The organism is Pseudofrankia asymbiotica, from assembly GCF_001983105.1.
GTDB lineage: Bacteria > Actinomycetota > Actinomycetes > Frankiales > Frankiaceae > Pseudofrankia > Pseudofrankia asymbiotica.
This window is the reverse complement of record NZ_MOMC01000011.1, coordinates 1-11694: the sequence shown is the minus strand read 5'-3', so window position 1 is coordinate 11694 and position 11694 is coordinate 1. Positions and strand designations below refer to the sequence as shown.

Annotated in this window: 10 protein-coding genes; 7 read left to right on the top strand and 3 right to left on the bottom strand. The window is 73.5% G+C overall.

Annotated elements, in window-relative coordinates:
- Positions 1-1285: hypothetical protein (locus tag BL253_RS05675; RefSeq protein WP_076814211.1), on the top strand; the 1285-nt coding region annotated here is incomplete at its 5' end.
- 9 nt (positions 1286-1294) lie between these two features.
- On the opposite strand, the gene BL253_RS05670 is transcribed toward BL253_RS05675, so the two are convergent.
- Positions 1295-3190, bottom strand: coding sequence for a PAS domain-containing protein (locus BL253_RS05670; protein ID WP_076814210.1), 1896 nt, complete (start codon positions 3188-3190; stop codon positions 1295-1297).
- A gap of 739 nt (positions 3191-3929) precedes the next feature.
- Here BL253_RS05670 and BL253_RS05665 point away from each other — a divergent pair.
- The 6 genes from BL253_RS05665 to BL253_RS05640 all read left to right on the top strand — a co-directional run bounded on the left by BL253_RS05665 (position 3930) and on the right by BL253_RS05640 (position 9045).
- On the top strand, positions 3930-5171 hold the full coding sequence (locus tag BL253_RS05665; protein WP_241834558.1) for a TadA family conjugal transfer-associated ATPase: 1242 nt from the start codon (positions 3930-3932) through the stop codon (positions 5169-5171).
- A gap of 115 nt (positions 5172-5286) precedes the next feature.
- Positions 5287-6147, top strand: a complete 861-nt coding sequence (locus tag BL253_RS05660; RefSeq protein WP_076814208.1) for a type II secretion system F family protein — start codon at positions 5287-5289, stop codon at positions 6145-6147.
- 163 nt (positions 6148-6310) lie between these two features.
- A complete protein-coding gene (locus tag BL253_RS05655) occupies positions 6311-7282 on the top strand; it encodes a type II secretion system F family protein (protein WP_076814206.1) in 972 nt (323 codons plus the stop codon).
- A 317-nt stretch (positions 7283-7599) separates the two neighbouring features.
- Positions 7600-7842, top strand: coding sequence for a hypothetical protein (locus BL253_RS05650; protein ID WP_476644104.1), 243 nt, complete (start codon positions 7600-7602; stop codon positions 7840-7842).
- A 214-nt stretch (positions 7843-8056) separates the two neighbouring features.
- The gene (locus BL253_RS05645) at positions 8057-8413 is read left to right on the top strand and encodes a TadE family protein (protein ID WP_096335923.1); all 357 of its coding nucleotides are present in this window, start codon (positions 8057-8059) and stop codon (positions 8411-8413) included.
- Complete coding sequence (locus BL253_RS05640) at positions 8410-9045, top strand: hypothetical protein (RefSeq protein WP_338013689.1); 636 nt, start codon at positions 8410-8412, stop codon at positions 9043-9045. Before BL253_RS05645 ends, BL253_RS05640 begins: the two co-directional genes overlap by 4 nt.
- Here the strand turns inward: BL253_RS05640 and BL253_RS05635 are convergent.
- A complete protein-coding gene (locus BL253_RS05635; protein ID WP_081438033.1) occupies positions 9042-10370 on the bottom strand; it encodes a cytochrome P450 in 1329 nt (442 codons plus the stop codon). The genes BL253_RS05640 and BL253_RS05635 overlap by 4 nt on opposite strands.
- Entirely contained in the window at positions 10367-11425 is a 1059-nt protein-coding gene (locus tag BL253_RS05630; protein ID WP_274535187.1) for a type III polyketide synthase, read from the bottom strand. The genes BL253_RS05635 and BL253_RS05630 overlap by 4 nt, the downstream gene beginning before the upstream one ends.
- Positions 11426-11694: the final 269 nt, after the last annotated feature.

Here is an 11694-nt window from a genome sequence, read left to right as displayed (position 1 = left end):
GACCGCCTACGCCGAGACCGCCTACGCCGAGACCGCCTACGCCGAGACCGCCTACGCCGAGACCGCCTACGCCGAGACCGCCTACGCCGAGACCGGCCGCGCCGAGGCCGCCGGGGACGAAGTCGCCGAGGGTCAGGTCGTCGAAAGTCGGCTCGCGGAGGGTGCCACCGCCCGGGACGCCGCCTTCGGCGGCGCCAGCGCGGACGCCGGGCGGGCGACGCTCGACGAGGACAGGATCGCGGTGCTGACCGACCGGCTGCTCCGGCAGGAGGAACGCAGCTCGGCCGAGAACGCGGAGCTCGCGTCGCGCCTGGCCGCGGCGGAGCTGTGGGCCACGGCGTCGGAGGGCCGGGTGAGCGCGGCGGAGCGGCAGGCGGCGAACGCGGCCGAGCAGGTCGGCGCGGCACAGGCGCGGATGGCCCAGATCGAGGCGGAGCTGCGCGGCGAGGCCGAGGGGCGCGACGGCCAGGCAGGCCACCTGCGGGCGGCGCTCGCCGAGGCGGAGTCCCGGGCGGCTCGCTTCTCGGCGCGGCTCGCGACCGTGCGGACCGAGGCCGAGGACGCCGCCCACCGGACCGCCGCGCTGGGTGAGCGGCTGGAGCGCCGCCAGGCCGAGTGGGCGGCCGAGCGCGCCGGGCTGCTCCAGCGGATCGCCGAGGTGGAGGCACTCGCCGCCAGCTGGGCGGCAGGCGCCACGAGCACCCGGACGGACACGGCCGACGGGCTGGACCTCCCGACTGGCGCGTCTAGCCTGGACGGCATGGATGGCGTGGACGATCTCGCCCCGGCCGACGGCACTTCCGTGCCGGTCGCCCCAGCCGCCCAGGACACGGCCGTCCCGGAGATCCTCGGTGCCGACGAGGCCGCCACTCCCGGGGCCTCCGAGGCGGCGGTCCCGGCGGCCGTCCCAGCGGAGCCCCGGCCAGCGGTCTCCGACCGGGCGGTGCCTCTCGCCGCCTCGCCCGGCCAGCCGGCGAAGGTCCCGCCGGCCGCGGCCGGTGGGACGTCGCGGCCCAGGCCGGCGGAGGAGCTCCCGTCCTGGGGCGGTCTCGCTGAGCCGGCGGTCTCGACCGACAACCTCAAGGAGATCGTCGGCGTCGGTCAGGTGATCGAGGCACGGCTGCGCGCGCTCGGCATCACGTCGTTCCGCCAGCTGGCGACCATGGGGGACACCGAAGTCGAGCGTCTCGCCGCGCGGCTCGAGGGGTTCGGCAGCCGGATCGTCTCCGACGACTGGGTCGGCCAGGCCCGCGAGCTACAGGTCCGCTACCACAACGGGCTGTAGCGGCCGCGGCTACAGCTCCGAGATCAGGCCCTCGATCTCGGCGTCGAGAATGCGCCGGTCGGTGACGTCCACATACAGCCAGAGATGGCCGCGGTAGCCGTCAGGACTGACCAGGGGCAGGTGACTGCGCTCGAAGACCCGGCCGTCGGAGAACATCACCGTCTCGCGGCGCAGGGTGCGCCGCCGCCGCAGCAGGGTGTCGAGCCGGTCGGCGAAGCCGGCCGGGTCGTCGACGAGGCCGGTGCGCGGACGCAGCAGGAGGCGGCAGTCGGTGCCGACGAGGTCGACCGGGGCCTCGGCCAGGTCGAACAGGTCGCAGTAGGCCTGGTTCACCCCGACCACCTGGCTGTGCGCGTCGGCGAGCAGCACCGCCGCGGGCAGTTCGGCGAGCAGGCTGGTGAGCCAGCGTTCCCGGTCGCGGCAGGCCGCCTCCGCGCGGGTCAGCTCGCCGTAGAGGCAGCCGCACTCCGCCGGCGGCAGCCGGTCGGGCCAGCCGCGTCCACCGTCGCCCATGCCGGGCCCGCGTCCGCCACCCTGTCTGGAGCCGTGGTCGCCGGGGTAACCCCGCTCGCCGTCGCCGCCACCGATCGGGCCGCGGCCCTGGCCGCCGGGCTGGGCGTGCGCTCGGGCGTGATGACGGCCGTCGTGGGCGTGCTGACGAGCCGTCACCGGAGCCTGGTCCTGGGCGTCGTGCCCGGTGGTCGCGCGGCCATGCAGCGCGATGGCGGCCCGCCATTCGCCCCCCAGCGCCGCCGCGACCCTGGTCTCCGCGATGCCCGGCCAGCTGTCCCCGCCGTCGGGCGCGGCCGCCCGGCGGCGGTTGCCGTCCCAGGCGAGGTGGTCGTGCCGGGACCGGCCGGGGCCGCGTTCGCCGGGCGCGGCGAACAGGTCCGTCGGCTCAGGGTCGTCGCGTCCGGAAAGGTTCAGCGCCTGGTCCCACCAGGCGGAGCCGGCCTCGTCGTCGCCGCTGTCCTCGCCGTCCCAGGCAGGCAGGTCGTCGCTCTCCCGGCTGGGCAGGTCGTCCCGGCACGCGGATTCCGGTGTGCCGTTGCCCGCCGTCGCCGGCAACGGCGGCTCCTGCCCGGTCCGTGGCCTCGGCACGGGGATCTGTACCGCGGCCTGGTCGTCGTCGCCGCGGAGGCGGCCGTCGTCCTCGGCCTGGCTGTCCGCGCCGCCGCCGCGCTGGTGGCCGGGCCCGGCACCTGAGGCCGGGACGTCCAGGCTCGCGAGCGAGGCGGGGCCGGGTGGGGCCTCGAGCGGCGGTGGCAGGGGCACGGACTCCGTGCCGGCGCGCTGGCCGGGCGTTGGCAGCGACGACGGCAGCGGCGGAAGCGGGGTGAGGGTACCGATGAACCGCGCAGCTCCCGCCTCGCCGTCCGTCGGCACCGCCTGCAGGATCGCCGCCCGGTGCAGCCCGTCGGGGCGCAGCAACCGCAGCCGGACCCACAGCCCGTCGCCGCCGGACCGGGCTCGTCCCCACTGGTTGGTGACGGCCAGCAGGTCGTGCGGATGGATCGCGCGCTCCCAGCCCCAGCCCATGGCCTCGTCGGGCTCGACGCCGGTCAGCTCGCACCACCGCGGGTTGACGAAGACGTGCCGGCCGACCGCGTCGGTGGCGAAGACCGGCAGCGGGCAGCTCATCGCCATCCGGCGGAACAGATCCCATCCGGTCGTACCGGCGTCGGTGGCACCGCCGGCGCCGTCCATGCCGTCGCCGTCGCCGTCGGCGTCGGCGTCGGCGTCGCGGCCGCGAGGCTCGCGGCTGGAGGGCCCGTCGGGCGTGACGTTCCCGCCGTCGGTGCCCTCGCGGACCTCACCGAGGGCAGCAGCCTCGCCGAGCACCCCGTCGCCGCGGCTGCCCTCAGCGGCCCACTCGTCGGACTGGTCGGGCAGGGGAACGCCCACAGCTGACACCCCCGGGAGGCATGCCACGGCGGTCCGACAAGGCGGTGGACGTGGGGGAAGGTCCGTCGCCGAACAGCTCGTGACTGAGTGAACGTGGAAGGTTGCTAAACGTCATCAGGTTAGCGCGCGGCGGGTGAAGGTTCCGTCAGGTGCATCGCTGTGGCCTGTCGCCCGCGACGGGTCGGGCCCGCCGACGCCGGCTTGTCTGGATTGGTTTTCCCGGACCTGCCAGCCGTCCCGGTCCGTCGGGGCCCGAGGCGGCGGCGCGGTCTGGATCACGGGCTACGGCCGGAAATCGCCGTGATCTGGGTCATCGGCCCGGACGGTCTGACCTGCCCGGTCGTGGGGCGAGAACCCGCGGGAGGCGGGTCCGCGATCCACGGGGCCGATGAACCTCACGTCTCGTCATCACTGCTGCTGCTCAAGTGATGGCATTCTCACCGAACGCGCCAAACTGATCATACCCCGCCACCACGGGCTGACCGGGATTGTGCGAATGTTGGTTCCGTGCGCCCCCTTCGTCGGGGTTGCTGGGATGTGGCGACGTTCCTACCCTTCGTAGCGATTGCCCGCTGACGCGAGGTGGTGACACGTGCGCCCGGATGAGGAGCGGCGGACTCTCGTGGCGGCGGTGCGCGGTGGCCCCCTGAGCGGTGGCCCTCTCAGTGGTGGCTCGCTGAACGGCGGCCTGGCGGGCGGCGGCCCGGGGCCGGGYGGCTGGCTCGACGCGACCTCCCTCGTGGAGGCGGAGGTCCGGGAGCTGGTCCGGCGGCGCTCGCTGGACCCGGTGCGCGAGCCGACGGCCGTGCGCCGCCTGGTCGACGACGTCCTGACGGACTACGAGGACCGGGTCCTCACCAGTGACCTGCCGGCCATCACCGACCGGGAGCTGACCGCACGGCTCGTCTACGACGCCGTCGCCGGTTTCGGCCCGCTGCAGCGCCATCTCGACGACCCCACCGTCGAGGAGATCTGGATCAACGAGCCGGGCCGGGTGTTCGTCGCCCGCCACGGCCGCAGCGAGCTGACCAACACGATCCTCACCGCCGACCAGGTGCAGGACCTCGTCGAGCGGATGCTCAAGTCCTCCGGGCGACGGGTGGACCTGTCGACCCCGTTCGTCGACGCGATGCTGCCGGACGGCTCCCGGCTGCACGTCGTCATCCCGGACGTGACCCGCCAGCACTGGTCGGTCAACATCCGCAAGTTCATCCTCTCGGCGTCGAGCCTTGACGAGCTGGTCGCGCTGGGAACGCTGCCGCCGAGTGCCGCGGCGTTCCTGGAGGCCGCCGTCGTCGCCGGCCTCAACATCATTGTCGCCGGCGGCACCCAGGCGGGGAAGACGACGATGCTCAACTGCCTGGGCTCCGCGATCCCGGCCAGGGAGCGGGTCATCAGCTGCGAGGAGGTCTTCGAGCTGCGGCTGCGCTCGCCGGACTGGGTGGCGATGCAGACCCGGCAGTCGAACCTTGAGGGCACCGGGGAGATCCGGCTACGGCGGCTGATCAAGGAGGCGCTGCGGATGCGCCCCGACCGGCTGCTGGTCGGCGAGGTCCGCCAGGAGGAGGCGCTGGACCTGCTGATCGCGCTGAACTCCGGCCTTCCCGGGATGTGCAGCCTGCACGCGAACTCCGCGCGCGAGGCGGTGACCAAGCTGTGCACGCTGCCGCTGCTGGCCGGCGAGAACGTCAGCCACAACTTCGTGGTGCCGACCGTCGCCGCGAGCGTCGACATCGTCGTCCACCTGGCCAAGGACGCGCATGGGCGGCGGCGCGCCACCGAGATCGTCGCCCTGCCGGGCCGGGCCGAAGGCGACGTCGTCGAGGTCGCGCAGATCTTCCGCGCCTACGGCGACACGCTGGTACGCGCCGAGGGCTACCCGCCGCACCCGGACCGGTTCGCCCGTGCCGGCTATGACCTCGCCACCGTGCTCGCCCCGCCGGAGCGCGGCGGCTGGCCCGAGATCGCGGTCGACCGATGACACAGGCACCCATGCCACGGACGACGCCCAGGACACAGACACAGACACGGACGTGGGCACAGGCGCGGGCATGGGCGCGCCAGCGATTCCAGCGGACGGCCACGGGGGTGGGTTGATGGGCATCTTCGTCGGGCTGCTGTTCGGGCTCGGGCTCTTCCTGATCGTCGGGCCGCGTCGGCAGGGGCGACGGGAGGCGGACGCCGAGGCGAACTGGCACCGGTCCACCGCCGAGCTGCTCGCTCAGGCGGGGGTGCGCGGCCTGTCTCCGGGCCAGTTCGTCGCCGTGAGCGTCGCTGTCGGCGTGGTCGCCGGCCTCATCGTCTTCGCCTTCACGGCCACCGTCTCGCTCGGCGCCGCGTTCTTCGTGTTCGCCGCGTTCCTGCCGCGCATGCTGGTGGTCCGCCGCCGCCGGTCACGGATGCACGACCTGCGCGCGATGTGGCCGGACGTCGTCGACAACCTCGCCAGCGCCGTGCGCGCCGGGATGTCGCTGCCGGAGGGGCTCGCCGCGGTGGGCCAGCGCGGGCCGGCGCCGCTGCGCGGGGCCTTCACCCGGTTCGGCGAGGAGTATCGGGCGACCGGCTCGTTCAGCACCTGCCTGGACAGGCTCGCCGACGAGCTCGCCGATCCGGTGGCCGACCGGATCATCGAGTCGCTGCGGCTGGCCAGGGAGGTCGGCGGCACGGACCTGGGCCGGCTGCTGYGCACGCTGTCCACCTTCCTGCGCGAGGACGCCCGCACCCGTGCCGAGCTGGAGACCAGGCAGGGCTGGACGGTCAACGCGGCCAGGCTCGCGCTCGCGGCGCCCTGGGTGGTGCTGCTGCTGCTCGCCACCCGCGGCCAGAACGTCTCCGCCTACGACAGCCCGACCGGGATCGGGGTGCTCATCGGCGGCGGCGTCGTCTCGGTGTTCGCCTACCTGGTCATGAAACGGATCGGCCGGCTGCCGGAGGAAGGACGGGTGCTTCGACCATGACCCAGATGACCGTGACCTGGGCAGCCGAGACCCGGGCAGCCGAGGCCCGCGCAGCCGTGACCGGGACGGGAACGCGGCCGGCCGCCGGCGGGACGGCGCGCCGGAGGCACGACGCGCGGCCGCGGCGGGCGGCCGCGGGGACGCGCGAGGGGACGGACCCGCGATGAGCCTCGCCGCCACCGGAGCCCTGCTCGGGATGATCGCCGGAACCGGGTTGGTGATCGTGGTCGTCCGCTCGCCGCGGGCGCGCCGGATCCGCTATGCCGACCGGGTCGAGCCCTACCTGCGCGACACCCCGGCGCCCTCCCGGCTGCTCGACGAGCGGACCGTCCGCGAGCGGCGCCGGGCCGGCCGCGCGGCGCCCACCCCGCTCGCCGCGGTCGAGGCGCTCGCCCGGCCGTTCCTCATGGACGCCGCCCGTCGTCTCGACCGGTTCCTCGGCGGCCGCGCCGGCCTCGCGCGCAGGCTGACCCAGGCCGGCGGGCGCACGTCGGTGGAGGAGTTCCGCGCCCAGCAGGTGATCTGGGCGGTGGTCGGCGGCCTCGTCGGGGCGCTGCTGCTGGTGCTGCGCGCGACCGTCGGGATCGGGCCGCCGCCAGCCGTCGGGGTCGCGCTGATCGTCGCCGGTGTCGCGGGCGGCGTGGTCGCCAGGGAATGGCGCCTCACCCGGTCCATCGGGGAGCGCGAGGACCGGATGCTGATGGAGTTCCCGACGGTCGCCGAGCTGCTCGCGCTCGCGGTCACCGCCGGGGAGTCGCCGGTCGGCGCGCTCGAGCGGGTCGCCCGGCTGACCCACGGCGAGCTCGGCCACGAGCTGCGGCTCGCGCTCGCCGACGCCCGCGCCGGGGCCACCCTGGTGCAGGCCCTGGAGGGGATCGCCAACCGCACCACCCTGACGTCGCTCGCGCGCTTCGTCGACGGGATGGCCGTCGCGATCGAGCGCGGCACCCCGCTGGCGGACGTGTTGCGCGCGCAGGCGGTCGACGTCCGGGAGGCCGGCCGGCGCCAGCTGCTGGAGGCTGGCGGGCGCAAGGAGATCGCCATGATGGTTCCCGTCGTCTTCCTGGTCCTGCCGACGACGGTGATCTTCGCGTTCTATCCGGCGCTCGTGAGTTTCACGTTCTTCGCGCAATGACGCGCTCGTACCAGGCCGGAGCGCCTCCCCGGCGGCGATCCTGGCGAAGTTCCGGGCGGCCGGCCGCCCGGTCGGGGTGTCGGGCGCGGTGCCGCCCGTGAGTCTCGCGCGATGAGGCGCGTGGGTCGCCGCTGGTGCGCGGCGGCGGCCGGGTCGCGGGGCGTCTGAGGGGTCGCTCCGTGGGTGGGGGGTCAGTGGTTCGAGGGGGTCGAGGGGGCCAGGGGTTCTGCTGCGATTAGGCAGGCCCGCGGCCGCGCGAGGCTTCGCCATCGTCGCGCGCCGTCGGCCGGCCGGACTGGGAGGACGGGATGGCACGGATGACGACGGCCTTGGTCGTCGGCTACTTCGCGTGGTGGGAGCGGCGGCACGCGGCCGCGGCCCGCCGGGGCGAGGATCGCGGCGACGTGCCGGGTTGGGTGATGGTGACGGTGATGACCGCCGCACTGGTGGTCGCGATCGCCACCATCGCCACCCCGGCGCTGCAGGACATGTTCACGGCCGCGATCAACAAGGTCACCGGCGTCGGCGGCGACGGTGGCGGTGGCGGTGCCGGCGGCTGAGTGCCGGCGTCCGCGCCGGCTGGCCGCCGTGGTCCGGGCTCCCGCCCGTGCCCGCGGCGGCCAGCCGGTGAGGGCCGACGAGGACCACCTGGCGGGACGGCCTCGAGTACCGGGCCCGCCAGCCCGGATTCCGAGCCACGGCCGGTGCCGGACGGATGCGCGCGCGGCCGGCGCGCGTCGGGACAGCGCGCGCCCTGCCGACGCCGGGTCGGCGATCGTCGAGTTCGTGATGGTCAGCGTCCTGCTGCTGTTCCTCTTCCTGGGGATCATCCAGATCGGCCTGGTGCTGCACGTCCGCAACACCCTCGCGGCGAACGCCGCGGAGGGCGCGCGGCACGGCGCGAACCTCGGCGTCGACGCGACCGACGGCGGCCCGTACGCGCAGCGCCTCATCGCCGGTTCCATCCCAGGCCGGTCCGACACGACCTGTACGGGCGCCCAGATCGACGGCCCGGGAGACGTGCCGCTGGTCCAGGTGACCTGCGAGGTCCGCGTCCCCCTCAGCCTGCTCCCGTTCGGGGGCGGCGTGACCGTGCACGTCAGCGGCCACGCGGTGAAGGAGACCCCATGACGACGACGCGGCCCGCCGAGGCACCGGAGCACGCCGCACTGGGCCACCGCCCGCGCCGGGTAAGCCGGGCCGTCCGCGTGCTCCGGCGGACGCGTCCATCCGGCCTGGCGGGTCGTCGCGCACGAAGCGGGGAGAACGGGCGGGATGGGGGGGATGGGCGGGCGCGGCGGCCGGACGCCGGCTCGGCGATGATCGAGTTTGTCGGGCTCTCGGTCGTGCTGCTGATCCCGTTCGTCTACTTCTTCCTCGCGCTGTTCTCCGTGCAGCGCTCGGCGTTCGCGGTCACGCAGGCGGCGAGGGAGGCGGGCCGGGCCTACTCGACGGCCAACAACGAGGAGGAGGGCCTGACCCGCGCCCAGCTCGCCGCCCAGCTCGCCTTCCAGGACCAGGGGATCGACACCGCGCCCGAGCTCCGGTTCGCGCCTCAGGGCACCGACTGCGGCGCGTCCGACCCCGGCGACGGCGCCGAGACCCTGGCACCGGGCGCCGTCTTCGTCGTCTGCGTCCGCACCATCGCTCCGCTCCCAGGGGTCAGCGTCCTCGGCTCCGGTCTGGCCGACATAACCCTCAACGGAGCCTTCACCGTCGTCATCGACCAGTACCGGGCAGACCGTTCCAACACCGAGCCCTAGCCATCCCACGCGAGGGGGAGATGCTCGGGGTAGCGCCAGATGGAGCCGGTGTGCCAGGGGATCTCGTCGGGGGGTACCGCCAGTCGCAGGCCCGGGAAGCGGGTCAGCAGGGTCTCGAAGGCGATGYGTAGCTCCACCCGGGCGAGCGCGGCGCCGACGCAGTAGTGGGTGCCGTGGCCAAAGGTCATGTGGGCCGGGTGCGGGCGTTCGAGGTCCAGCTCGTCCGGGTTCGGGAACATCCGGGGGTCGCGGTTGGCGGCGAGGTAGGAGACGTGCACGGCGTCGCCCGCGTGAATGGTCACGCCGGCGAGTTCGACGTCCTCGGTGGCGACACGGGCGATCCCGACGCCCCGGCGGAACGGGATGAACCGGAGCAGCTCCTCCAGCGCCGGCTCCAGGAGGGCGGGGCGTGATCGCAGCAGCGCGAGCTGTTCGGGGTGCGTGAGCAGCGTGTAGAGGATGTTGCTGAGCTGGTAGGTGCTCGTGTCATGCCCGGCGATCGTCAGGGCCATCGCCAGGATCGCCAGCTCGGTGAGATCCGGGAGCTCACCGTTGTCCCGGGCGGTGGCGAGCGCACTGATCAGGTCGTCGCCCGGCCGTGCGCGGCGGTTCGCGGCGAGGTCGAGGAAATAGGCGCGCAGGTCGGTCTTCGCGTTTCGCGTTGCCTGGGCCCCCTTGTCGGTGGACATGAGCGCGACCACCAGTCGCCGGATCCGCGGCCGGTCGGCGTCGGGAATGGCGAGAACCTCGCAGATGGCGGCCAGCGGCAGCCGCGCGGCGAACAGCCGGGTGAAATCGGCGGGGATTCCGTGTGCGGCCATGTCGCCGGCGAGCCGTCCCACGATCGCCTGAATCCCCGGAACCATGCGCTCGATCCGCGCCGCCGTGAACGCCTGGGCGGCCAGCCGGCGCAGCCGGGTGTGCGCCGGCGGGTCCATCAGGTTGATCGCCTCGGTCTGGGCGATGGGTTCCGGCGTCATCCTGGGCAGGTCGCGGCCGATCCCGGCGGCGCGGCTGAACCGCTGGTCGCCGACGACGGCGCGGACGTCGTCGTACCGCGTCACCAGCCACGCCCAGCCCTCGCCGTGGGGCATGGTGATGCGCGCGATGGGCGCATCCTCGCGCAGCCGACGCAACAACGGGTCGGACTCCAGCGCGGCCGCGTGGTCGAACGGGCAGTGCACGACGCGCCGTTCCGCCTCTTCCCGGGCCGCTGTCTCCCGTCCGCCGGCCGCTGTCTCCCGTTCCCCGGCCGCTGTCTCCTGTTCCCCGGCCGCTGTCTCCCGTTCGTCAGGCGCTGTCTTCCTCTGGGTCCCGGTCGTCATGACGTCCCGCCTTTCAGGGCCGCGATCCGGGATGGCGGGACGGTCGCCTGGTCGGCGGGAACAGCCCAGGTGCCGACGCAGCTCTCGGCCGTGATCCCGGGGCCGAACCCGGCGATGACGCCGGCGGCGCCGTCCTCGAGCGTGTTCTCCTCGAACATGCGGCGCAGCGCGTCGAGCACCACGGCGCTCGCGATGTTGCCGTGCTCGGTGAGGGTCGTCCTGCTGTGACGGAAGAACGACGCGTCCACGCCGAGAATTTCGCCCAGATCGTCAAGAATGCGCGGCCCGCCGGCGTGGATGATGTAGAAGTCGAGGGCGGCGGCGTCCCAGCCGTGGCTGTTAGCGAGCGTCCGCAGCGCCGGCGCGAGCATCGCCATCGTCGTCGGCACGCGTTTGTCGAGGCGAAAATGGAATCCCGTTGCCTTGACTGAATAGGAGATCCAGTGCTCGGTGTCCGGCACCAGGTAGGAGCCGTTGCGTTCGAGCCGCACTCCRTGCCCTCCGTGCCCGCGAACGACGGCGGCGGCCACCGCGTCCCCAAACAGTCCGTTGGACAGCAGCGACCCCACATCGCTGTCGGACGGCTGGTAGAGCAGTGAGCAGAACTCGCAGGCGACGATGAGTACGTTGGTCCCTGGGTAGGCGTTACAGAAGTCCGCTGCCCGGTTGATCGCCGCGCCGCCCGCGGCACAGCCGAGCTGGGCGATCGGGATCTGCCTGGTGTCGTTGCGGAACCCCATGTTATTGATCATCCATGYCGTCATCGACGGCATCAGGAAACCCGTGCAGGAGACGAAGATGATGGCGTCGATGTCCTGGGCGCGAAGGTCACCGGCGGCGGCCAACGCGGCGAGTGTGACCTCCGGGACTCGTCGCCTGGCTTCCTCCTCGTAGATGAGATTGCGTACTTCGACGCCGGGGTGACGCAATGTCTGTGCGAGCGGGCGCACCAGATGGYGTTTGCGCACGCCCGTATTCTCGATGAGCTGAAGCACTAGATCAAGCCGCGGATGGTCCGCATGCAGCCGACGCGCCAGGTCCAGCGTCTCGCCCATCGTGATCGTATGTTCCGGCACCATAACGGCCGGACGGCAGAGTATCGGCATACGACGGACGCCTCCTCTGGCGATCCAGGTCGGCCCGGGGCCAACGTCCCGGGGTCGACGACCTGGAAACCCCCCCATGACGAAATCGCCCTACTCGGCCGAGCCGGCCAATGGCCAATACAGTGAGCCTTTCCCAGCAACCATTGGCTACTCTTCGTAGCCATCACGGGCTGTGACGGTCCGGAGGTGCTGAAACGCAAGACGCGGGGTCTCGATAA